The organism is Rhodococcus sp. TAF43 (assembly GCF_052113525.1).
Lineage (GTDB): Bacteria > Actinomycetota > Actinomycetes > Mycobacteriales > Mycobacteriaceae > Prescottella.
In genome coordinates, this window is sequence record NZ_JBFRDL010000063.1 from 1 (window position 1) to 23,427 (window position 23,427).

At 66.9% G+C, this 23,427-nt stretch carries 21 protein-coding genes and 2 pseudogenes; 14 read left to right on the plus strand and 9 right to left on the minus strand.

Annotated features, from left to right (window positions below; all coding sequences use genetic code 11):
* Positions 1–166: 166 nt before the first annotated feature.
* Both AB4Z09_RS26175 and AB4Z09_RS26180 read left to right on the plus strand, forming a co-directional pair.
* Positions 167–1,177: a transposase gene (locus AB4Z09_RS26175; protein WP_442241037.1), complete on the plus strand. Its 1,011-nt coding sequence runs from the start codon at positions 167–169 to the stop codon at positions 1,175–1,177.
* A 59-nt stretch (positions 1,178–1,236) separates the two neighbouring features.
* A complete protein-coding gene (locus tag AB4Z09_RS26180) occupies positions 1,237–1,548 on the plus strand; it encodes a hypothetical protein (protein ID WP_442241038.1) in 312 nt (103 codons plus the stop codon).
* 1,687 nt (positions 1,549–3,235) lie between these two features.
* On the opposite strand, the gene AB4Z09_RS26185 is transcribed toward AB4Z09_RS26180, so the two are convergent.
* The 5 genes from AB4Z09_RS26185 to AB4Z09_RS26205 all read right to left on the minus strand — a co-directional run bounded on the left by AB4Z09_RS26185 (position 3,236) and on the right by AB4Z09_RS26205 (position 7,266).
* Entirely contained in the window at positions 3,236–3,610 is a 375-nt protein-coding gene (locus AB4Z09_RS26185; RefSeq protein WP_442241039.1) for a CD225/dispanin family protein, read from the minus strand.
* A gap of 283 nt (positions 3,611–3,893) precedes the next feature.
* Positions 3,894–4,160, minus strand: a complete 267-nt coding sequence (locus AB4Z09_RS26190; RefSeq protein ID WP_442241040.1) for a hypothetical protein — start codon at positions 4,158–4,160, stop codon at positions 3,894–3,896.
* A gap of 565 nt (positions 4,161–4,725) precedes the next feature.
* A complete protein-coding gene (locus tag AB4Z09_RS26195; RefSeq protein WP_442241041.1) occupies positions 4,726–5,100 on the minus strand; it encodes a CD225/dispanin family protein in 375 nt (124 codons plus the stop codon).
* A gap of 176 nt (positions 5,101–5,276) precedes the next feature.
* A complete protein-coding gene (locus AB4Z09_RS26200) occupies positions 5,277–5,855 on the minus strand; it encodes a hypothetical protein (protein ID WP_442241042.1) in 579 nt (192 codons plus the stop codon).
* Between the two features lie 145 nt (positions 5,856–6,000).
* A complete protein-coding gene (locus AB4Z09_RS26205; RefSeq protein ID WP_442241043.1) occupies positions 6,001–7,266 on the minus strand; it encodes a DUF7373 family lipoprotein in 1,266 nt (421 codons plus the stop codon).
* 236 nt (positions 7,267–7,502) lie between these two features.
* Between AB4Z09_RS26205 and AB4Z09_RS26210 the strand changes: the two genes are divergently transcribed.
* The 10 genes from AB4Z09_RS26210 to AB4Z09_RS26255 all read left to right on the plus strand — a co-directional run bounded on the left by AB4Z09_RS26210 (position 7,503) and on the right by AB4Z09_RS26255 (position 18,677).
* Complete coding sequence (locus AB4Z09_RS26210) at positions 7,503–9,380, plus strand: dynamin family protein (protein WP_442241044.1); 1,878 nt, start codon at positions 7,503–7,505, stop codon at positions 9,378–9,380.
* Positions 9,381–9,394: 14 nt separating this feature from the next.
* Positions 9,395–10,804 (plus strand): GTPase, encoded by a 1,410-nt coding sequence (locus AB4Z09_RS26215; RefSeq protein ID WP_442241045.1) that lies wholly within the window; start codon positions 9,395–9,397, stop codon positions 10,802–10,804.
* Positions 10,805–11,034: 230 nt separating this feature from the next.
* Positions 11,035–12,987 (plus strand): Hsp70 family protein, encoded by a 1,953-nt coding sequence (locus AB4Z09_RS26220; protein WP_442241046.1) that lies wholly within the window; start codon positions 11,035–11,037, stop codon positions 12,985–12,987.
* A 270-nt stretch (positions 12,988–13,257) separates the two neighbouring features.
* Positions 13,258–14,445: a hypothetical protein gene (locus AB4Z09_RS26225; RefSeq protein ID WP_442241047.1), complete on the plus strand. Its 1,188-nt coding sequence runs from the start codon at positions 13,258–13,260 to the stop codon at positions 14,443–14,445.
* A gap of 127 nt (positions 14,446–14,572) precedes the next feature.
* The gene (locus AB4Z09_RS26230) at positions 14,573–15,406 is read left to right on the plus strand and encodes a C39 family peptidase (protein ID WP_442241048.1); all 834 of its coding nucleotides are present in this window, start codon (positions 14,573–14,575) and stop codon (positions 15,404–15,406) included.
* A 149-nt stretch (positions 15,407–15,555) separates the two neighbouring features.
* Positions 15,556–15,933, plus strand: a complete 378-nt coding sequence (locus AB4Z09_RS26235; RefSeq protein WP_442241049.1) for a hypothetical protein — start codon at positions 15,556–15,558, stop codon at positions 15,931–15,933.
* Positions 15,934–16,080: 147 nt separating this feature from the next.
* Positions 16,081–16,635, plus strand: a complete 555-nt coding sequence (locus AB4Z09_RS26240; RefSeq protein WP_442241050.1) for an RNA polymerase sigma factor — start codon at positions 16,081–16,083, stop codon at positions 16,633–16,635.
* Positions 16,636–16,748: 113 nt separating this feature from the next.
* Positions 16,749–17,429: a hypothetical protein gene (locus AB4Z09_RS26245; protein WP_442241051.1), complete on the plus strand. Its 681-nt coding sequence runs from the start codon at positions 16,749–16,751 to the stop codon at positions 17,427–17,429.
* A gap of 71 nt (positions 17,430–17,500) precedes the next feature.
* Positions 17,501–17,929, plus strand: a complete 429-nt coding sequence (locus AB4Z09_RS26250; RefSeq protein ID WP_442241052.1) for a DUF4333 domain-containing protein — start codon at positions 17,501–17,503, stop codon at positions 17,927–17,929.
* A 43-nt stretch (positions 17,930–17,972) separates the two neighbouring features.
* On the plus strand, positions 17,973–18,677 hold the full coding sequence (locus AB4Z09_RS26255; RefSeq protein ID WP_442241053.1) for a DUF6891 domain-containing protein: 705 nt from the start codon (positions 17,973–17,975) through the stop codon (positions 18,675–18,677).
* A gap of 59 nt (positions 18,678–18,736) precedes the next feature.
* Here AB4Z09_RS26255 and AB4Z09_RS26260 read toward each other — a convergent pair whose 3' ends face one another.
* The 3 genes and pseudogenes from AB4Z09_RS26260 to AB4Z09_RS26270 form a co-directional block, all read right to left on the minus strand.
* The gene (locus tag AB4Z09_RS26260; RefSeq protein WP_442241054.1) at positions 18,737–19,273 is read right to left on the minus strand and encodes a hypothetical protein; all 537 of its coding nucleotides are present in this window, start codon (positions 19,271–19,273) and stop codon (positions 18,737–18,739) included.
* Positions 19,270–19,467 carry a hypothetical protein gene (locus AB4Z09_RS26265; RefSeq protein ID WP_442241055.1) on the minus strand — a complete coding sequence of 66 codons (198 nt, stop codon included), beginning with the start codon at positions 19,465–19,467 and terminating at the stop codon, positions 19,270–19,272. The genes AB4Z09_RS26260 and AB4Z09_RS26265 overlap by 4 nt, the downstream gene beginning before the upstream one ends.
* A gap of 366 nt (positions 19,468–19,833) precedes the next feature.
* Positions 19,834–20,656, minus strand: a pseudogene (locus tag AB4Z09_RS26270) (IS1380 family transposase); the annotation flags it as partial.
* On the opposite strand from AB4Z09_RS26270, the gene AB4Z09_RS26275 reads away from it, so the two are divergent.
* Positions 20,564–21,208: a DUF7373 family lipoprotein gene (locus tag AB4Z09_RS26275; RefSeq protein ID WP_442241057.1), complete on the plus strand. Its 645-nt coding sequence runs from the start codon at positions 20,564–20,566 to the stop codon at positions 21,206–21,208. The pseudogene AB4Z09_RS26270 and the gene AB4Z09_RS26275 sit on opposite strands and share 93 nt — an antisense overlap.
* Before the next feature lie 512 nt (positions 21,209–21,720).
* Here AB4Z09_RS26275 and AB4Z09_RS26280 read toward each other — a convergent pair.
* A pseudogene (locus AB4Z09_RS26280) lies at positions 21,721–21,944 on the minus strand (SOS response-associated peptidase family protein); the annotation flags it as partial.
* A gap of 271 nt (positions 21,945–22,215) precedes the next feature.
* Here AB4Z09_RS26280 and AB4Z09_RS26285 point away from each other — a divergent pair.
* The coding region (locus AB4Z09_RS26285) for a hypothetical protein (protein WP_442241056.1) at positions 22,216–23,427 on the plus strand (1,212 nt) is incomplete at its 3' end.

The window sequence follows — 23,427 nt, forward strand, 5'->3', positions numbered from 1 at the left end:
GGCCCGGGCTGTCGGGATCAATCGGAATACCGGGTATGGGTGGGCACGAAGGGCTGGGCTGTCCTCATCGGGTCATGGAGGACGCACACCGCATCCAGGCCGGGGCGAGTACGCGAGGTTGCGTTCTATCGGAATCTCGCGGAGGAAGGCCGCCGCGCAGGTCGGGGTGAACTACCGCACCGCCCAGGATTGGGACAACGGTGTTCGAAGGTCCAGCCAGTCCCGCGTTTACCCAGATGGGCGCCGGGTCGACTACACCACTGGAGTGACGACAACGGTAGATGTTTCCGAACACGTTCCGGTCGCGGTGCTCGAAAAGCCCCTGCACCCGCGGTTTCTGACGCTCGCTGAGCGCGAACGCATCCAGGACCTGCGGGCGGAAGGCGCGTCGCTGCGGGCCATCGGCCGCGACCTCGGGCGGCCAGCGAGCACGCTCATGCGGGAGATCGCCGCCAACAGTGCATCGGACGGCTCCTACCGCCCCTACGGCGCCCAACGCGCCTCCGCGAGACGCCGTCCGCGGCCGAAACCTCGCAGGCTCCTTGAAGACGGCCCGCTGCGCAATTTTGTTGTCGAAGGGCTCGGGAAACGCTGGTCACCTCAGCAGATCTGCAACGCTCTGAAGAAGGAACATCCCGACGACGAGCAGATGCGGGTGAGCGTGGAGACGATCTACCAGGCCTTGTATGTCCAGGCCCGCGGCGGCTTGAAACAGCAGGTCGCAGCTGCCCTGCGCACAGGCCGCATCCGCCGCAAACCCGCCAGCGCCCCGACCAGCGTCGAAGGGCTCGGCCGACCCGGTCGAGGTCGCGGCCGTGCTGGCAGACGGTGTCGACCTGGTGGTCCTGTCGCTCGGGGGAGTCGACGTGCCACCCAGCCGTGCCCGCGCCGTCGCAGCGAGGGCACGCAAAAACGGCACCATCCTCGCGGTCACCGATGGTCGCTGGCCTCGACCGACCTTCAGCTCGACGCCCGCGTCGCCCGCTACCACGGACTCGACACCGGGTACGGCCGCATCACCGGCATCGACCTCGACGTCCAGGCCACCGCTCGAGGGCGGCGGCCCCGACGCAGCACCATCACCCTCGCCGGCCGCGGAGGTCGCGTCGAAGTGGAACCAGTGCCACGACGAGACGACCTCTGCGGCACTGCGAGTCGCCCAATGACCCCCGGCTAACCGTCACCAGCTGCGCCACCAACCTTGATGCGCCCGACACTTTCAGCGCAACGGTCACGTTGACGGGCGACGCCGACCACGCCTCGGCCGACACCGGCCACTGCGCCATCGGAGGGGATGACGTAGCCCCGAACGACATCGCGGTCATAGTCGGAGACACCGCCTCCGCCGCCACGACGTCATCACTACAGCTCGATACTGTCACCCAACGCCCTGACGGGACGATCGCCTGCACCTATACCGGGAAATTCGACGCCGTCCCCGCCAACCAGCGCCGCTACGTCATCGCCATCAACCAGTTCGCACAGCAGTCCTTCACAGCCGACGAACTCAAAAGCGGCGCCACCTACTACCTGCGAACCGAACACTGACACACCGCGAGACACCACCTGCGCAGAGTCTCGGTGGGGCCGTTCGGCACGGAGCCTTTGGCAGAAGGTTGGCACGATCGTCCGGGGAACTCCACGATCGAGTTACCATCAGATATGGAAGACAACGATCGGTCAGAACAGACTGCTAGCAGAGCGTTCCACTACGTTCGGTCGGATCCGATTCCGACAAACGACACGGCGTTCATCGAACGCCCGCGCGGGATTCGAGCGCGACTTGGATCGCTGCTCAATTGGTTCCTCGGCCTAATGGGGGACCGGAAGCCCAGCACATACTCGTGCATCTCGCCGAGACGACCAGATGGCACTCACGGACCAATCTTCAACTTCAACTCGAGCGGCTGGAGTCGCTGATTCCCCGATCCGTCACCAGGACCTCCTACCGGAGGGCCGACTGGGGGACACACCACGAGCCGTGAGGCCCGACCCGAGTGGATCGGGCCGGGCCTCAACTTTCCTCAGCTCGTTCAGGACGGATAGACATCGAAACATTGGTACTGCCCGCCGTTGCAACCTATGGCACGGAGCCCAAGGCCGCTGTCGTCCAGACAATTGCGAGAGAACTTGTTCTGCAACTCACTGTCGTCGCGAGGATCGCCAGCGCCGGAGGGTGATGTTCAGCGTCCCCGCCGCGACCGCCAACACGGCCAGCTGTACCGCACAACCGGCGGCGTACCAGGCGCTGCTGTAGGCGGCCTCGGCCAGTCGCGCGACTCCTTCGGGGCGGCGCCGCGCGGGACACCGTCGGGATGGCGGCTTGCTTGATCTCGGGATCGCTTGAACCACACTCCCTTTCGAGCGTTTGGTCCGTTTGCTGGGGTGCGAAGATTCGATATGGTGAACGTGCGTGTCCGCGGTGAAGGGGCCTGGGGAGGGCAGGGGGCTCGGTGGRCACGGCGGCGTTTCGTTATCCATCCCGGTGGAGAGTTGAACGTCGACAAGCGGGAGGTGTGCGGGTCTTGCAGGGGGAATCCGCACACCTCCCGTTGCCGGTTCTGCGCTTCGTGACTGGTGATGATTCCTGCTGGCCGCGCATCTTGGCGCTGGTCGGCGCCGAATAGGGGTGTGCCCCGGCTTTCGTGGGGGAATGCCGGGGCACTGCGCGGGCCTCCTTGGGGGGACGAACCTGCGCACCCGCACCGGATAAATCTGGGGGATCACGACCGGTGCGGAAGCTTCTGCCGCTGAGTGTAGAGGATAGAGCGGCTGTCCCTAAAGCGGTGTGGATCAATTACTTCGGTGAGGTGAGGATTCGTACTGCGCGCTGGGTCGAAACTTCTCGGGCCGCGAGGTGTCGCCGCTTCTCGCCTCTCGGCGTGGTCATGAAGCCAGCAGCAGCCAGGTCTCCCGCCGCGCCTGCTCTTTCTCTCGTCGCGCCCGCGGCGCGGGTGTCCGCGCAGGTCACTCGTTCCAGCCCGGTTTCCTCGCAGCTGGTGAACGGTGCTGGTGGCGGTCTCGGTCATGGGGAATCCGGTCGCGGTCGCGGTCAGCCCTGGTCGACGCCGGCGGAATGGGAACCGTTGGCGCATCGAGCGCGAGAAGGTGCGGGCGGTCCGTCGTGTTCAGATGTCGAGGAGCTTCGGCGGTGTCTGGGCAATTGCCGCCAGCAGCGCGATGGTGGCAGCGACTGCGTCAGCGTCCTTCTCGGGGTCGGCCCGGGTGGAGTCGGTCATCGCCCGTGTGTGGTGGTCGGAATCGTGCTGTAGGTCGTGGTGGTGGGGATGTCGGCGGCGTTCGAGATTGCCCAGCCGATGACCGCGACGTAGAAGACGACGAGCAGTACCCACACCACGACCCACAGGAGCAGGGAGATCTTGCCGAGGCGCTTGGCCCGCTCGGCGGCGTGCTGGGCGCCGGCGTGGTCGCCGGCCGCCCACAGCGGATAGACGTTCGTCGCGTGGGTGAACGCTGAGAAGGCGAGCGGCCAGAAGAAGATGAGCGCGGCGACGGCCCAGCCGATGTTCGACTTCGGCGGCAGCGGCTGGACGGGTGCACCGTACTGCGGGGCGGGCGTCATGGCGGCGGGATCGTAGTTCGGGTGCATCGCGAATGTCCTTCTGTTGCAGTGTCTGTCACAGAGTTAGATGCGCCGGGACGTCGAAAGGTTCCGACGACCGGGCAGATTCCATGACCGGCATAGGCGAAGAGCCCGGCGCACCAAGGGGTTTCGCTGGAGCAGGGCGCCAACCGCCGGGCTTCGTCCCGTGAGACGTCGACGCCCGCCCCGCCATCTCCGATGACGCCGATAGACCTGATTCAGCCGGACCATGAAAGGTCCGCGCCGTGGCCGGACTGTCTGCGCTGGCGTCGGGCGCCGAGGGGCCTCCTCACCGGTCATTGCACCATCGCGGTTTGCGTGATCGCCGCGCCGAGGAAGTACATCTCGACGATTGCGGGGGCGGCGAGGAGCCGTCAGAAGAACGACGCTGGTCGTTGCTCTTCGACCATGCGATGCCGGCGATCATCGCGACGATGATGGCCGCGGCGCCGAACCAGGTGATCGCGATGCCCTTGTCCGGCGGCGCTGGTGTCGCAGTCGGCTGGGCAGCTTTCGGTGCCATTGCGAAAAGCGCGGTCAGACCGGTCGCGCCCATCGCGACGCCTGCTGTGATAGACCCAGTAGGGCCACGGCTATCTCGTCGGTGGTCTTCCAGCGTGGGAGCGGTTCGGTGGTTACGCTGTCGGCCCCGGTGGTTCGCGCGGTCATGCGCCATCCTGTCGTCATCACGGTCAGCCCTGGTCGGCTCGCCGGAATCGACGTGGCCGTCACGGCGGAGGGACTGCCGCGGAGGCGATCATGCCGCAGAGAAACCACGCCACGGTGATCAGTGGGACCGCGAGTAGTGGCCACCACACGGCGCACCGCCGGCGAATCAGCGACCGCACGACCAGGGCGACCATTGCGGCCAGGATCAACACGATGCTCGCCCATCCAGACCGAATCGCCCACGCCACGACGTCGTCGTTGCAATCGTCGGCACGACACGCGTCGGTGACCATTACGAACAACCCGGTCAGCAACGCAGCGTATCCACCGAAAATGATCGCTCCAGCCGACAGGACGATGCTTACCGCGATGTTCACAGCATGATGCCGTGAACACCACCCCCGTAGGCCCGCGGATCGCGCTGTCGCCGCCCCCATCTCGCTCACAGCCGGTCAGCGCCCGCGCGTGGTCGTCGGAGCTGGCCCGGTGTAAGTGGTGACGGGGATGTCGGTGGCGTTCGAGACGGCCCACCCGATGACGACGACGTAGAAGACGACGATCAGCGCGCACAGCACGGCCCACACGATCAGCGAAGTCTTGCCGAGGCGTCTGGCCCGCTCGGACGCGTACTGGGCGCCGGCCAGGTCACCGGACGCCCACAGCGGATAGACGTTCGTCGCGTGGGTGAACGCTGAGAAGGCAAGCGGCCAGAAGAAGATGAGCGCGGCGACGGCCCAACCGACGTTCGACTTCGGAGGCTGCGACCGGGTCGGTGCGCCGTACTGCGGCGGGGAGATCGTGGCGGCGGGATCGTAGTTGGGGTACATCGTGAATGTCCTTCGCTTGCAGTAACTGTCACTGAGTTGGATGCGCCGGAGAGGTAAAAGGTTCCCGAGTGTGCGCGGGGCGGTGGTGCCGGAACGACGAAGGCCCGGCGCGGTGCGCCGGGCCTTCCAGAATCGTCTCRCTGTCGCGGCGACGGGTGGACGTCGCCGCTGCACATCTACAGCGTGAAGTCGCCGCCGTCCTCCTGGTGGATCTCGACGTGGTCGTATCCGCCACCGATGTCGAACCCGTTGTCGGCGGCGAACTCGGCGCCGACGTTGAAACCGACCTCCGGGACTCCGTCCAGCGGGTTCACGCTGAAGTCGACGCCGAACTCGCCGCCGGCCTGCACTCCCCCGTACCCGGACACCGCGCCGTCCACCGACTCGATCGACACGTCACTCGTGCCCGTCGCGGCGTCGGTGGACAGGTCGACGTCGTCGTAGCTGACGTACGAGTCGAACTGCCCCTCGGTCGCGAACTGGCCACCGACGTCGACGCTGACCTGCGGGATCCCCTCCGGGGCGCCGACCGAAATGTCCACGCCACCACCGAACGCGACACCACCGCCGACCGAGACGCCTGCGTCGAACGACTGGATCGACACCTCGGACGAGCCCGGGTCGGCGAGCATGTCACTGAGGTCGATAGAGAACGTATCGACGATGGAGCCGCCGGCGGATCCCGCGCCGCCGGCTGTGAAGGACGCGCTCGGGTCGCTCGGGATACCGGAGTTCGATGGAGTGGGCGTAGTCATGGCTTGCTCGATTCCTTCTGGTCAGGAGAACTGCAACTACACAGTTGGATGCCGCGAGCGGCCGAAAGGTTCCCGGCCGGCGGTCGTGTTCGCCAAAGCCTGTCGGCATCGGTGGGCGACCACCGGTGGTGTACTCGACTGGCTGTCAGGCGTTCTGGTCGGCCTTGTCGAGGATCAGGTATTGCGCGGAGATCTGCTGGTCGACGTCCTTCTTGTTGTCGAGGCCGTTGGCTTCGCCGACGTAGCGTCCCTTGACGACCATGCAGTAGTCCGCGGTGCCGCGGGTGGTGTCGTTGGTGACGCAGGTGGCGTTCGGAAGTCCCTGCGGCGACGGCGCGGGGGTGAAGCCCTGGGAGGTGAGGTCGTTGGTGAACTCCTCGACGATCCGCAGGGCGCCGGCGTCGTCCTTGGCGCGGTAGACGGTGGTCTTGGAAACGGCGTTGTGCTCGGAGCCGGTCTCGCTCAGGACCCGGTAGGTCACGGGCGGGTTGGTCGAGCGGTGCGACATCCCACGCGGCCCGTAGACGGCCAAGTCGTCGCCGAGTTGGGCCTGCGCATCGGCCTCCGGGATCGCGTAGATGAGGATCTTGTCCTGGTCGACCATGGGCAGCTCGGCGGGCTTGCCGCCGTTCTGTTCCTTGGTGGGGGTGGCGGGGAACTTGTCGATCAGCGGCCCCTGCAGGCTCAGCGCCTTCGCGACGGCCTGGGCGGTCCAGTCCTTCTGCGCGGCCGGGGCGTTCGCGTAGGTGTAGATCAGGTAGTTGCCATGCGCGGTCAGGGCGTTGACGGATACTTCGGGACCGGCCGCGAAGCTGTTCTCCCTGGTGGAGACGAGGGTGTTGGGCAGAACGTCGATCGTTTCCGGCTTATGGATGCCGGCGCCGTCGTCGACGGTGGTGATCTCGGTGTGGATCTCGCGGGCAGCCGCGGCGGCCTCCTCTGGGGTGCCGAATCGCATCACCGCATGCACGACCGAGCGGGACGGATCGGTGATCTTCGGGGTGTTGATCGCGGCAGTGGTGACATAGCCGTAGAGCATGTTGTGGTTATTGGCGATATCACCGGCCGCGTTGCTGATGACCACGCCGAGGTTCTTTCCGCTGCGCATCACCATGGTCGGCATCTTCCCCACGGTCAGCTCGGGGTCGACCTCGAAGGGGACGACCATGAACTGGGCCAGACGCTGGCCTTCGACCTCGACGATGTTGTCGGGGGTGGCTCGGCTGTATTCGGGGGCCGGGCTGGTCGGGTAGCTGCCGGTGTCGAGTGCTGCCGGGTCTACGGCCGCGGTGGTGGCGGCGTCGCCACCGGACTTGGCGGTCGGCTGATCGTCGGTGCTGCTGCAGCCGGCCAGCAGTACACCCGCGCAGAGCACTGCCGCCGCCCGCGGCATCCATGTCGTCGTCCGCACCTTCGTGCTCCTTTCGTCGTCCCCGCGGACTGCGTGTGCGTGTCCTGGTGGGGGTGATGTCACCAAGTTGGATGTGCCGGGCGGCTGGAAGGTTCCCACCGAGAACACGAATGTGTCTGGCGTCACACCCGACGAGGGTATGGATATGACCTGCGCACCGAGGCGGGCGGCGGACCGCGTTACTGTCTCATCCGCGCCGGCGCCTGCCGAGGAACGCACTGGGGATTGGGGGGATCGTGAACGATGCAGGGCAACAGGACACCGCCGACGGTGCCGCGTCCCCGCGGCAGCGTGCTGACACGTTGCTGGCGTCGATCACGGGCAAGATCCTGCGGCCGTTTGGCTACGACGAGCTCAGCGACCTTGCCGAGCAGCGTGTTTCCGGTCTCGAGCAGATCCGGTCGGTAGTGGTGGTCGGCGAGGTCAAACGCGGTAAGAGTTCCCTGGTCAACGCGCTCGTCGGGTGGCGTGATGCGTCTCCGGTCGGAGTGGATGTGACGACGTCGACGACGATCGCACTGTCCGAGGCCACCGACGACCAGCCCGGCGGTACCGCGCAGCTGTTGTTCCCGGACCACGCCGAGCAGATCCCCCACGGCGACCTCGCCGACTGGGTCTCCTGCGAGGGAGTCCACGTCACCGATATCCGTGCCGACGAGCTCCCGACGCGGGCGATCGTCCCCGTTGCCGGCAGCCGTCTCGGCGACGTCACGGTGATCGACACCCCGGGCGTCGGCGGCCTCGACCAGTCGTATGCGGCCCTGGCGGCGTCGTCGGCGGCTCAGGCCTGCGTGTTGGTCGTGGTGTGTGATGCGACCACCCCGATCACCGCACCGGAGATGGAATTCGTGCGGGCGACCGGGTCGGCGGTCGAGGCGCTGATCGTGGTGGTCACCAAGACCGACAAGAACGTGCGCCGGTGGAAGCCGATCGTCGAGGAGAACCGGGCACTGCTGCGCAAGCACATCGGTCGCGAGGTCCCGGTGCTCGGGGTCTCGAGCCTGCGTGCGGTACTTGCCGCAGAGATGCCGCCCGGCCCGGACCGCGACCGTGCCGAGGAACTCTCCGGGATCACCGAACTGCGTGAGCTGATCGGCGCGAAGCTCGCTCGGGCGGAGGACCTTCCGGCCGCCAACGGGCTGCGGACCGCGGTGGAAGGACTACGCACCCTCGAAGCGGACATGACCAGGCAGATCGCCGCGATCACCGACAGCGCCCAGGCCATCCCGGACCTGACCGCGCAGCTCGAGGAACTGCAGAATCTCAAGGACCACTCTCAGCAGTGGGAGCAGTACCTGCAGCGGGACCTGACGCTGATCCGGCAGAACGCCACCGACGAACTCGAGCGCAGTCTCGATCAGATTCGCGAGAAGTGGACCACCCGGATCAACAAGAACGGGATGTCCGTGCTGCGCAAGAATCCGCAGCACTTCACCGCCGAAATGGAACGTGACTTCCAGGCGGCGATGGCTGGCTCTCTCACGGTGTTCCTCGACCAGCTCCACACTCAGATCGTGCAACCGCGATTCGACTCCGAAGTTGTGTGGAACGAGATCTACCAGCAGGTCGTGGCAACCCTGTCGAACCGCACACTCGAAACCCACCAGGTCGCCGGCAAACGCCAAGGGCTGCTGGATCCGTCGATGCTCACCATGGGAGTGATGGGTTCGTCGATGCTCGGTGGCCTGATCGGGGTGACCACCGTCGTCGGTGTCGGCGCCGTCGTGGGTGTCGCCTGGGTCGGGTTCAACCTCGGCTTCAAGGCCATGCGCGCGGGCAAGACGAACCTGCTCACCTGGCAGCGCGAGACGATCGCCACGACCAAGACCACCACCTCGCGGATGCTCGAATCGGCGCTCGCGTTGACCCGCCCGGAGATCGTCATCCGCTACCGCGACCACCTCAAGACCTCGATCGAGCACCTGCAGAAACAGATCAGCGAGGCCGAGGAGATCGCCCGGTCCGACAAACAGACCAGGGAGAAGAAGCTCACCAGGTTGGAAGGGAACCGGAAGGTGGTCGCCGGCAACATCACTCGCGCTGAAGCGCTGATCGCCGAACTGACCGCCACCCCGATCGCACCTGCACCTGCGGTGGGGGGTGGGGTTCGATGACCTCGATAACCCCGATGACACCTCCCCTGGATCCGGTTCGCGCAAGCCTGGACCGGGCCCTGCACGCACTGGCCGCGCTGGGACCGGACCTGGTCGGGCACGCCAACAGGATCGGGGCGATCCTGTGGTCGCCGCCCCGGATCGTGATCGTCGGCCGCCTCAAGGCCGGAAAGTCCACCCTGGTCAACGCATTGATCGGGGCGCCGGTCGCCGAGACCGCCGCGCTCGAGGCCACCAACGTCGTCGCCGTCTACCAGGACGGCGCCCCCGCCCGCGCCGAAACGGTGCTCCTCGACGGCAGCCGCCTGCCCGTCGACACCGTTCGCGGGCAGGTCACCGCGCTACCGGTACCGCCGGAACAGGTTGCCTACCTGCACCGCTGGTTGCCGTCGGCGGCGATCCGCGATCACACCCTCGTCGACACCCCCGGACTGGCGACACTGACCACGGAGAACGAGGCCCGCACCCGCCGCGCGCTGATCGACGGGTTCGCCCAGACCCGCGCCGCGTCCGTCGACGCCGACGCGGCGGTGTTCCTGTTCGACTCCACCCCCCGCGCCGACGAGGTCGATTTTCTCAAGCAGCTCGGGTTCACCCCGCTGACCACGCTCGGGGTGCTCTCCCGCGCGGACGGGTTCGGCGAAGGCGCGCTGGGGGCGCGGGATCCGCTCGAGCACGCCACCGAGCACGCGGCCAAGCTCGCCACCCGCTTGCAAGACCTGGTGATGACGGTGCTGCCGGTCGCCGGTCTGCTCGCGGAAACCTCCCACACCGGGTCCCTGACGGAGAACGACGCCCGGGCGCTGGCCGCCCTCGATGGGATCGCCCCGCTGGACTTGATCGACCTGCTCGACTCCGATGCCCCCGCCGCGGTGCCGGCGCAGGTGCGGGGCCGACTGCTCGACCTGCTCGGCGAGTACGGCACCATCCACGGCCGCGCGGTCGCCGCCCGCGGTGCGGCGGCGTTGAACGAGTGGCTCGTCGCCGCTTCTGGTGTACCGCGCCTGCGCGGCGTCCTGGCCCACCACCTGGGTGCGTTCGCTGCCGTGCACCGCGCCGGCCGGATCATCGGCGAACTCGACCAGCTCGCCTACACCCACCCCGCCCGGGACCAGATCCGCGCCATCACCGACGGCCTGCGGTCGGATCCGGCCCTGCACACGGTGGTGCTGTTCGAGCATCTCAAGGCGATGCTCGACGCCGACCCCATCTCCCCCGTCACTGCCGAGCTGCGGCGTCTGGTCGAACAACCCACCCTCGCAGGCAAGCTCGGGCTGCCACCGGATGCCACCGCCGAGCAGATCCGCGCACAAGCCCACCAGCGCCGATCCTGGGCGCAGACCCAGGCCCTGTCGACGATGACCGCCGCGGAAGACGCCGCCCTGGTCACCATTATCAACACCTACAGCCGAGTCGCGGGGTGAGGGCGCCGGCGTAGCGGAGTCGCTGCCGAACCCCGCAGGGCTGCGTCCCCCGCCGACAACCGATCTGCGGTCGGGCGGGAACCTTTTGCGCATGGCGCGCATCTAACTACTCGAACCGTCAAGTCCTCGCCTGCCGGCGAGACCGTGGAAGGACCGAAGATGAGCTCGACTCGCGTGTGCCACCGCCTCGTACCGTCCCCGTCTCGGGGCGGCGTGAAGGGCGGCCGCTGATGTCGTCGCGTGAGTGGGTGCTCGGCATCGACTTCGGCACCTCCAACACCGCCGCCGCACACACCGGACCGGTGTCCGGGACGGTCGAGGCACTGCAACTGAGCCACAACCGCACCACGATGTCATCGGCGGTGTTCGTCGAATCCCCGGACCGCATCGCGGTCGGAGACGTGGCCACCGACCGCGCAGAAGCCAACCCGGCTGCCTACATGCCGTCCCCGAAGCGGGTCGTCGCGCAGGGCATGGTCAACGTCAACGGCTACGACCTGCCCGCCTCGGTCCCGGTCGCGGCGGTGCTCGAATCGGTGATGACGCGCGCGACCGGCGCCCACGGTGGGAAAACGCCGACGGAGCTTGTGCTCACCCACCCCGAGGCGTGGTCGCCGCGCGAGATCCAGGTGCTGCTCGACGCCGCCGCCAACCTCGGGCTCGACGCCTCGAAGATCCGGACCGTGTCCGAGCCGCGGGCCGCCGCGCACTACTACACGCGGGCGAACACCCTCGCCCCAGGATCGAAGATCGCGGTGTTCGACTTCGGTGGCGGCACCCTCGACATCGCCGTTCTCGAGGCCAACGAGGCCGGCACCTTCGATGTTGTCGCCGCCCGCGGCGACAACGGGCTCGGCGGCAAGAACCTCGACGCCTACCTGCGGCGGTGGGTCGACCAGCAGCTCGACGTCCGCGACCCCGACCTGCTCGACTACCTGCGACGTCAGGCGCCGATGGATGTCCGGTACGCGCTCGAGGACTCCATCCGCCGCGCCAAGGAACTGCTGTCGGAGGCGCCGTCCGCGACGATCACCGTCACCGGCGGCGACGGGCGCGCCGAGAAGTTCCAGATCACCCGCGAGGAGTTCGAGGAGCTGATCACCCCGACCCTGGACAAGGCGGTGCACCTGACCCGGGCCACGTTCGCAGACGCCCACATCACCGACCCGGGCCAGCTCGAGGCGCTGTACCTGACCGGAGGCTCGTCCCGGATCCCGCTCGTGCACGAGCGGCTCGCCGAACTCGGCCCGATCGCCACGCTCGACGACCCGAAAACCGTCGTCGCCCAGGGCGCTCTCGCCGCGGCCGCCCCAATCGTGCGTGGACTCGGCGCGACACCCACACCCACACCCACACCCACACCGGTGGCGGCCCCAGCTCCGGGACCGGCACCAGCGGATACCCGACAGTTCCCTGCGCCCGCTGCGCCCGAAGCCACGCAGCCGTGGAACCTGCAGCCCCCCACCGGGAACCCGGCCCCCGCCCCGGCCACGCCCGGGTGGCAGCAGTCCGCCCCCGGGGACGGAGCTCCGGCGAAGAACATGACAGGGAAGAAGTGGACGGTCATCGCGGCCGCGGCACTCACCGTCGTGGCCGCCGGCGCCATCGGTGTAGTCGCGCTCACCGGCGGCGAGGACACCCCCACCGACCCCGCCGCGGCCGCGGGAGGTCCCACCACCACCACCGCCGCCACCGGCGGCGACGCCGCATCGGCAGCGTCCTCCGGCGGTGGCGACGCGGCCGCCCCGCCGACGACGAAAGAAGCTGTGGTGGCGGCGCTTCCACCGGCGCTACGCAGCGAGCTCGAACCCTGTAAGACCACCGGGGAAACCGAGAACGGTGGCCTGCAGGTGAATTGCCCGATCAAGAAGGGCAGCTCCCTGACCGCCGGCATCGTCGACGACGACTATTCGGGGATCATCGTCTCGGTCGACCCCCGCGAGGCGAAGAAGACTGTGGTCGGTCTCCGGCAGGGATTCCAGAACGACACCTCTGCCGCGGAGAACGTACTCGTCGAGAACACCGCGCGCACCGCGGCCGCGCACATCGACGGCCCCGGCTACAACGGCACCTACTCGATCAGCTACGCCAACAGCTCCACCGGGGTGATGGCGCGCTTCAGCGACGCGCTGGGACTCGACGGCGCGAAGACGTTCCTGACCCGCTCCGGACTGATCAACTGACACGGCGCCACGTCGCTGCGAACACAGGGACCGCCGAATCCGCTACACAGGGTTCGGCGGTCCCTGCTGTCTGTGAGCCCATCTCTGGCCGGGTCACCTCGCAGGTCAGCTCTCACCCGGGACGGGACATGTTGTGAGCTGGTGTTTCGCTGATTTCCGGTCGTCGCCAGAAACAATTTCGCGGTCGTCGGGAACCTTTCGGGCTGTCCACTGCATCCAACTACCAACAGCCGATACAGGTTCGCCGATGACAACAGTGAGGACGAGACGATGAGCAACCCCGATCAGTACACCGAGGCAGACGCCGCCGAGTACGAGGCCAAGCTCAACGACATCGCCAACGACCCCGATCTGACCCTCACGGAGAAGCTCGACGACATCGGCGACGCTATGAAGGAGGAGTTCGAAGAAATCGGCCTCGACACCACCGCAGACGCCGACACCACCACCGGCGCCGAGGAGTCCGCCACCACCGCCAGCACAACCACCGCGACCGAGAACTCGCCGGCCGGCGAGGCGTCGGCGACCGCGGACGTCGTCGGTGACTCCGATCTGTCTCTCACGGAGAGGATCGACGAAATCTACAACAGCCTCAACGACACCACCGCCACCACCGCGACCGGGACTGCGCCGGCCGGCGACGCGGCGTCGACCGCGGACGTCGTCGGTGATCCCGCGACCGCCACCTACTCCTCCGCACCGGCCGCCGGAACCTCCACCCCGAGTGCCGCCGAGACAGTCGAGGACCCCGCAACGTCGGGGCCCGCCTCGGACCTGACCACCGCTGTCGGCGTCGACGGCAACGTCGACTACTACTCCCCCCGCGACGTCGACCGTGACGGCAGCGTCGACCTCGCACACTCGCGGGTCGACGGCATCGACACCATCACCCACTACAACGACGATGACGGCAGCATCACCCTCGTCGAGCAGGACACCGACCACAACGGCACCTACGAGACGGCCGCCGCGGTCCGCCCCGACGGCACGGTCCGGATCGCCGAGGACAGCGACGACGACGGCCAGGTCGACCTCGCCACCTACTACGACCCGACCACCGTCCAGCCCGTCCGCCAGGACGAGTTCGACGGCAGCGGCCGCATCACCGCCAGCAAGATCGACAGCGACGGTGACGGCCAACCCGATGTCTACCTGATCGACACCGACGGCGACGGACGCTTCGACACCGTAGACCTCGACACCGACGCGGACGCCATCACCAACGACACCCTCATCGACACCGATGGGGACGGGCGCTTCGACCTCAGCCTCTCCGACACCGACGGCGACGGCAGCCAGGAGACCTACCGGACCGCCGCCACGTCCGGCGACGGGACGCTCGGCGACATCAGCACCTACGAGTCACTGATCCCCGCTGACGACAGCTACCACACCCAGGCCGGCACCGACACCTACGAGCCGCCGGTCGTCGATGAGGTCCCCGGCGACCTCGTCTGACAGCGGCCCGCCTCCCCGTCGTCGCACGCACCGCACTCCTCGGAGCCGACGGTCGCGACGACGGGGATCTTGACCGCCGTCGCATCCACCTAACGCGACTCACCCACGATCCCAGGAGGATCCGACTATGGACGACTTCGACCAGGATCTGGCCGCCCACGTCTGGTCCGGCGGCGAACCCACCACAGTGATCGACGAACCCGCCGACCTCGACGACCTCATCCCGGCCGGCCCCGATCTCGCCGCCGCTATCGAGGCCGACCCCGCGCCGGTGCTCCCCGACTCTGGCACCGCAGGTGAGGCGTTCGACGACATCCCCGACCTCACAGCCGCAGATCCCGAATCCGTCGCCCCCGCGGCCGCCGACGACAGTGTGCACGGCAACCCGGCCGCGTGGACGTTGAACTGGTTCTACCAGCAGATCAACGGGTATTGCGGGCCCTCGGCGGTAGGACAGATCGTTGCCCAGTACACCGGCGCGACCATCACCGATCCGCAGGAGTTGGTCGACCGCGCCGTCGAACTCGGGTTGATGGGCGACCCGGGCGAGGGCATGACCCTGCCGAACATCGAGAAGCTGCTCGAGGACCAAGGGGTGCCGTGCAGCCTGACCAGCAGTTCGCTCGACGATCTGCGCGCCAAACTGGACGACGGATACGGGGTGATCGCGATGGTCGACTCCGGGGAGATCTGGCATCCCGACCAGGAAACCGACGACGCCGACCTTCCCGACCACGTCCTCGTCGTCGCCGGCATCGACGACGAGCGCGGGGTCGTGATCCTCTCGGATCCCGGTGTGCCCAATGGCGACCAACTCGAGGTGCCGATCGAACAGTTCGACGACGCCTGGGCCGACTCCGAGCACCAGATGGTGGTCACCGATGCCCCCGACGCGGGACTGCTCGACACACCCGCCACAACCACGGCGCCGAGCAGCCGATCCGTGATCATCCGCGTGTAATCGCCCAAGCGATCAGACCAGGCACAATGGTCACGGAAAGCAGGACCGTGACTTCGAACAACGCGCCGACAACCTGCCCGGCCACACGAACACGACCGACAACGAGGTGAGCGATGGACCGGGACGAGTCACTGCTGAGGACGCTGGGGATGGCAGACACGATGCCTCCACTGCCCGACGACGTGTGGGAACGTGCACTGTCGGTCGCGCTCGACCCCACCACCCCGGCCGCCGATGCCGATCTCGTTCCCGACATGGACGACATCCCTGTCGTCCCTGACGATGATGGCGAGATCGTCCTCGACGACGACACGGACACCGCCTTGCTCGACGACGATGGCGGCGATCTCGGCGCCCTCCACGGCGACATCGACGACCAGGACCTTGACGGGGCTGGCGACATCGACGGGGCATTCTTCGACCCGGCCGTCACCGACGCTGACATCACCACCGCKGACCTCCCCGACCTCGCCCTGGGCGACTCCACCTTCGACGACGGCCCGGACCTCGGCGGCGACCTGTATTGAGCCCCAAAGCCGCGACCATCCGCCCGTAGCCAGGGAGAACGGACCTCACCGACGGCGGCCGGTGACGCTTCGGCGCCGCCGGGTACGATCCCCCACGGTGCATCAGGGGGCATGTACCGGAAGACCGAAAGAACCTGGGGGGGTGCAATGGACGACGCAGAACTCGTAGCCGCGTGCCGTGCTGGTGACCACAGTGCGTTCGCAGAACTCGCTGGCCGCTACCGAACCAATGCCTGGCACGTATGCCTACAGATCACCGGTAACGCCCACGATGCGGAAGACGCCCTCCAGGACGCCCTCATCGCTGCGTGGCAGAACCTCCACAAGTTCCGCGGCGATGCCCGCTTCCACACCTGGCTGCACCGGATCGCGACCAACGCTGCCCTCGCCCTGGTCCGTCGCCGCAAGCACACCACCAGCCTCGACGACACCGACACCGACGATGACGGCCCCGGCATCGACCTCACCGACGACCACACCCCGTTCGACGACCAGGTCACGACCGCAGACGCCGTCCACCACGCCCTGGGCCAACTCCCCGAGGACTTCCGCGTCGCCATCGTCCTCGCCGAGTTCGCCGACCTCCCGTACGCCGACATCGCAGAACACCAACAGGTCTCCGTCGCCACCGTGAAAACCCGCATCCACCGCGCGCGACGACAATTGGCAGACATCCTCGCACCGGTCCACGTGCCCACCTAGACCGTCCCAACCCTTTGCACCGCCACCGCCACCGCCGCTGCCAAGACCTTCGTCCAACGCGCCGGACTGCTGTAACCACAACTCATCGAATCGGGAGTTCATTGCATATGCCCGTGCTCGAAAACGTCACTCGCGGCCGGGTCGCCGCTACGATCGCCGCAGCTGCCGCGGCCACTTTGCTCGTCGCGTGCTCGAACGACGAGGTTCTGCTTGATCCCAGCGCACGCCCTGCCCCCACCAGCGAGCGCCCCGCCTACACCGACCAGTTCACCGTCGGCACGACGACATTCACCACTAACCTGCCCGAAGACGCCCGGGTCTTCCAGCACGACGCAGACGAAGCCCGCGCGCTCGGCCAACCCGCTGGATCAGCCACCATCGTCGCATGGCCTGGACGCGACTTGTCAGGGCTTTCCTTCATCGACCTGGGGAAACTGCCGCTCGACGAACAGGAGAAGTTCATTGCGGAGTCGGTCCGCATACAGCTCTTTCCTGTCGACTGCGCCAATTTCGAAGGCTTCCAGCGCAAGAACGACACGATCGAGGCGACCAGCGTCCTCAACGGGCAGCCGTACTCCTACGTCCGATTCTCGATGACTGATCCCGCACAGAAGCGCCTCGGTGGCGACAGTTGGAAGGATCCCGACCTCAATTCCTTCTACGCGCTCAAGGTCGGCCAGCAGCCATGCGACGCCGTGATGGCAGTCGAGTCGTACATGACGACGAGCGCATCGAATCCGTTGAAGGACTTCGGGTACCGGCTGTTCGTCGAAGGAGAAGGAACCATCTCCTAGGTGGTTCTTGCACAAGCGGTTGACTTCGGTGTCAGCCGCGAGTGGAAGCGCACTCACGAAAGAGGATCACGATGAACCCACCTGATCAGCAGTCATCGAAACGTCCGCTGATGATCCCGTTGATCGCAGTATCGGCTGTCGCTGTCCTCGCGATCGTCGTCGCCGCGTTCCTACTGGGGCGCCAATCCTCCGGTACGTCGACGGCCGAGCCCGCCGCGCCAGCGCCTGGCCCCGTCTGGCCCATCGCCCCCACCGGCCCACTAGAGGTGCTCACCCTGGACAAGGTCGCCGCTGAGCGTGGCATTGAGCAGATCCTCACCGAGTCGTACGGAGTGCGCGACGTCAGTGCCGTGCAGTGTCCGGGCAAGCAGGAGGTCGCGGACGGGAGCAGGTTCGAGTGCACGATCGTCGCTGGCGGGACCAATCAGAAGGTGACCGTGACGTTCACCGACGATGAAGGCACCTACGAAGTCAGCCGACCCGTGCCGGCCGGCCGATAGCCGCGGTCAGTGGCCAGGTCTCAATCGCGGCAGAGGTGACCCAATGAGGCTCCCCTGGCTGCGCACACCCCAGCCCTCGCTCACTGCGGCGGAAGTCGCTGAGATCCGTGAGGAAGCGCGCATTCTCGTCGTTCCCGGGTTCGCGACCTTCGACGAGATCTGCGAGACCGCGCGCGGCTGCGTCGACGGCGCCGACGAGCATCCTGCACTGGGGCGGCGGGTCGACGCGCTCGTTCGTCAGGTGTGGAACGAGCGCCTGGACGAGCAGAAGCGGTGGTCGATCCCGGGCGACTACCTGCGGGTGGCCGCGGCATTCGCGGACCTCGAGCAGCGCAGCATCCTGGCACGCATGAACTTCACCTGCTGCATCCGCTGCGGCACCGTCGAGATCGACGACGAACGCACCCCCGCCGACCCGCCGATGGACGGCTGGTACCCGTGGCAGCAGTGGGCGTACACGTTCTTCGACATGCAGGACGCCACGCTCCTCGGCGACGAACCCGATGACCTGTGGCTGTCCTACGGATCCTTCCGGCCCGCCCCCGGCACCGACCCGGCTCTCGTCGCCGCCGCCCGCGCCGGCGACGAGACCGCCCGGCAGGAAATCACCACCTACACCGATGGTGTCGTGGGCCGCATCGTCGTCGACGCGCTCGAGGCGCAAGGCCTGAGGGTGGACTGGGACGGCGACACCAGCCACCGCATCTGTGTCATCGACGTCATCTGGCGTAAACCGCTCCCCGACTGACGGATCCGACGGCRCTCCAACGTGCTCTGGCCTGGGATGACGACACGTCCCCTCGGCGGTCAGTCCGTCTCGGTGGCTCTGCGTTTGGCTTCCCGCAGACGGCGGCGTCGGATCATCCTCTCCCGGTTCTCTTCACCGTTGTAGCTCTCTCGGTTGATGGCGGTTTCGATGTCGAACGGGGTGCCGGCGAGCCGGAGCTGGGCGAGTTCGACGAGGAACCGGTCGAGCGCGATCCGGACCAGCTCGCCCCGTTTCGTCTCGAGCTGTCGCGCAAGATGCGTGAGTTGGTTGGCCGTTGCTTTGTCGAGGTGCATGTTCATCAGATCCGGGCAGGGCGGCTGGGTGGCGCGGTTGCGTGCGCGTTCCTCGACGATCGCCTGCAGCCCGGCCTGGTTCGCGAGGAGGCGTCGGATCGCTACCCGGACGACCGCACTGCGGCGCCGTTGCCCCCACGGTTCAGCCACTGCGATCAGCGCCCGGTTGGCGTCCTCGGAGAAGTGGACGCCGATCGGCGGACCAATGGGCGTGCGGCCCAACTGGGTCGGCCACTCGTCGACAGGAAGCTCGTCTTCCTCGACAACTTCGGGATCACTCATGGCTCCTCTGGAGCCTGCCCGCCGCCTTCGTCGTCGCGTGCGCGGACGGCGTTGTACTCGTCTAGGACCTGGTCCACGGCGCCCGTGGGGATCTGGAAGTCCATGCCCTCGGATTCGCTCAGGCGGCGGCGGACGTCCGCGAGCATCTCGAGTTCGCGACGCAGGCGTTCCTCGTCCGGCAGGTCTGCTGTCACCGCTGTGGCCTCCGTACACGATCTGGGCTGGGCGAACCAGGTGATCAACGTCTGGATCCCCCCAGGCTCTTTCGAGCGGCTCTAATCAGCCGCCCGGCAGTGTATCCGGGGACGAGAAGATGCCCCCCGCCCAGGTCCGGTCACGGAGCCTTCCCTAAACCTCGATCCACCGATCTGGTGGCGAAACTTGGTGGCCTGGATGAGTCCTACTCTCGGCGGGTATGGATACGACCGACCGCCCGACCCCCAAAGCCGGGGTGTTCCACTGCAGTCCTCGTGTCGCGTCGGGTATCGACTGGGTGGTCAGGTGGCACTTGAACCAGGTGGTCCACACACTCTCGCAAACAGCCTGGTCCAACCCGTTTGTCAGGGCCAGTTCTGCGGCAGATGAAGGGCAATCCGTCGTCCGGATGAGGCGATGCGCGCCGGGAGTTGATCAGGGTGCGGCGGACCGTGGCAGTTGTAGCCCTGGCGAAAGCGCTCCCCGCGATGCTCGCTGCGGCTCGCGTCAGGTTGAAAGCCATGGCCGCGAGTACAAGCCACGCGCCGTTGGCTGTGAATCGCCCGGAAGGCAGGTGAGCAAGGCCGAGTTCTTCAGGTCCGCGTGGACTTGCTCGACGATCGCGTGTTGGCGGTGGGTCTTGTTCGCGGCGACGGTGTCCACCTGTTTGGAGTCAGTGGTGGTGAAGAACGCGTGGAACCGCCACGTGTCGAACAACGCCGCCTGAGGCTCGCCGGCCTTGGTATTCAGATCCGGGATCCGGCGAACCACGAGGCGACCACGGACGTGGTCAGCGGCCGTCTTGGAAGTGAACGCGGTGAACGGGATTTCCGCGACCTCTGCACGGGAGATCCACCGTCGAGTCTTCTCGTCGTAAATCGCGTCTGTGTATTTGATTGGGATCCACGCGTCGTCGGCTATCTGAGCGATCGCGGCCCGCACCTTGGGATCAAGTAGGACCGTGACTGAGACCTCTGCTCCGCCCTTGATAGCTGCCGAGACGGTGGGGTGCCCGTAGAACGCCGAATCGGCGCGGACCAACATTTGGCCCGAGGTGCGCTGGGGGTCGCGGAGGCGGCGAACGGTCGCCAGGGTATCGGCGACCGCCAGACCAGCGACGGGTTCACCACCAACGCGTTCACCCCGTACAACGAGTACGTCCTCTACCAGTGGACGCAGACCCCGGACACGCAGAAGGACTGGGCCGCGCAGACCATCGCGAAGACGGTCCGTGACCAGGGTCCGTTGATCGAGAAGTTCGCCGCCACCGCCCCGGGCGACTACGCGAACATCAAGGTCGACGTCGACAGCGTTCTGCGGCTGACGATCCCGATCGACGGAAAGACCTCGACAAGCCAGTTCGCCGTCTACGGCCCGCGCGGTGCCTCGCACTTCGCGAACGACGCGGCCACCAAGCTCGACCTTTTCGAGTCCACGGGCACCACCCGCATGGCCGTCAACGAGACCGACGTCTACCTCTCGCAGACCGAGGACGGCTCGAAGAAACTGATGGACGGCATGTCCCAGGCTTTCGAGACCGGCGGCGGCCTGATCCCGTCGGCGGCGCCGGCGAACGTGCCGAACGCTAAGTGCTGGACCAAGGACACCCCGCAGGGCGTCGGCACCAAGTGCCTCGTCCAGCACGGCCAGTACCTCGGCGAGATCACCACGATGGACGACGAGACGAAGGCCCACCAGCTCACTGCAGCGCAGTACCTGATCCTCACCTCACCGAAGTGATCCAGTTGGTTCGCACCAGGTTTCAGATCAGCGAGCGCGACGGCTACACTCGTCGCCGCTCATAGGAGCAGCCGCGCTGACTCGTGATCCCCCAGATCCCCCAGCGCGGTGCGCGGGCTGAACCTCCCCAGAGGAGCCCGCGCTGTGCCTCGGCCGTCCATGCCCGGACGCCGGGGCACACCCCTTTCCAGCAGACACACGCAGGTCCGGGTAATCCGCCGAGAACGTGCAGATAAAAGGGGACGGGAGGCGCGACCCCTGGCGCACCCCCCGTCCAGCAGCGTCCGCGCCCCAGTCGGGGTCGGGGCGGACGCTGCGGCACCGACGAGGCCCCCACCAAAGGCCCCACCTCGTCGGCACGAGTGATTACACTAGCCGAATTCGGACGTTGCTTGGACTGTTCAAACGACCGAAAGGGTCTGGGAAACAACACCTCTGGGGAAAGCCGCATCTTCTCACGTGGGCCGCCTCCGCCAGCAGCTCAGCCGACCCGCGAGATCAAAACAGCCTGGCTACTCGTCGTTGTGCATCGGTTTCAGCAGGTCCGGGCGGTTGTTCCTGACGTTATTGACCTTGGTGCTCACCTCGTAGGGCTGCAGGTGGGGTTCGGGGATGGAGTTCACCATCGCCTGCACCTCGTCGCGGTCGGTGATCGATGGATCGAGCCAGTGTTCCCAGAACGACGCGGGCAGGATCACGGGGAGCGATCGTGGATGTGTCCGGTCGCATCGGTCGCTTGCGTTATCTGCCTCTGGTGTCGAGTGATCGCGCCGCTAATGCTTGCTGATCTGGGTACGTATTGCAGCTGGGGTGCAGGGGGCAGTCGCTGTCATGTGAGGCACGGGAGCAACTTCTGGCTTGCATGGCGTGGCGGCGCGAGTGTGGACCGCCACGATCGTGGCGTGCTGACTGGAATCGGGTCCCCCGGTCAGCACCCGCGCGAGGTGACAGCACAGCCCCGGATGCGCTGTTAGCATCACCGACATGACTACCTTGCAGAAAGGCTCATGACCGGCCGTCGAACGCTTGTCGTTGAAATCGAGGATCTGGCGATCGAGGACGGTGCGATACCGCCACCTCGGGTTGGATCGGTGATCGGTCTTCCACTCCGATTCGGTGAATCATCCCCCGCCGCGGCTGGCGCGGTGACCATCCGAGCTGTGCTCGAGCCTGCGACAACCGCACCGAGAAAGCAGTACACCGGGCCGGATACACCACGCCGATGGCAGTGGCACGGGCTGTTGCGCGGCGACGGATGGACCGCGACGTGGCGAAGTTTCCGGCCTCTGACCGGGCAGGTCGAACTCACGGGCCGATTCCGCGCTGTGCTCGGCGATGACGCAGGAAGAGTGCGCGGCCTCGTCACTCGAATTCAGATCGTCACCGAACGATTCCACAGCACAGCAGACACCCATAGCTGGGAGATCTTGCGTGGCCATCGACGGCTACGTGACGTCGACGCCGCTCCGCGTTTCTTCGATCGGGGCGCGATGCTCGAGCAGGACGGCGGTGAGGCCGAACGTGACATCGGTGTTTTGGTCACACTCGACCTCGACGATGTGTCCGATGTCCTGACGCGGCCGCGGATCGTCCCCGGCGCGGTCTCGGCTGCCGGCGGGCTGCTGTGGGTGATCGATTGCGAGCTGCCGCTTCTGGTGAGCATCGACACCGATCGCAAGGCCCGTGAACACGTTCTGCCTGGGGCGATCGGTCCCAGCCGCCGCATCTGGGCAACCCCGACGGGCTGTTGGGTCGCTGACCCGACAGGCCTGTTTCGTTGTGACAACGACGATGGCCCACTCCAAGTCGACGACCTCCCTGTCACGGCAGCTGCAGTTCTGGGCGAGAGCCTCTTCGCGTGCCACGAATCTGGGCGATGGACGTTGCACCGACCCGGCAGCGACCCGATCCAGATCGACGCTCCCGATGGCCGAATGCTCCTGTGCACCAGCAATTCCGATAGCGTCTTCGCCTTGGTATCGGGTGAAGGCGGCAGCAAATTCGCGCGAATCGGCCCGACCGGAGATGTGCTGATCGGGCCGGTTCTGCCTCCACTGCCCACTGCGCGCAGGAGGTTTCTTGCCGGGAACCCGCTGCGTTGTCTTTCTGACGACCGGGCTGTGTGTGTGGAGCCAGGCCTCACTCTGGGGGGAACTCATCGGTTACCGAGGGATTTCCTCAGCGCGGGTCAGGTCGGACCGTATGTCTGGGGAGTGCAC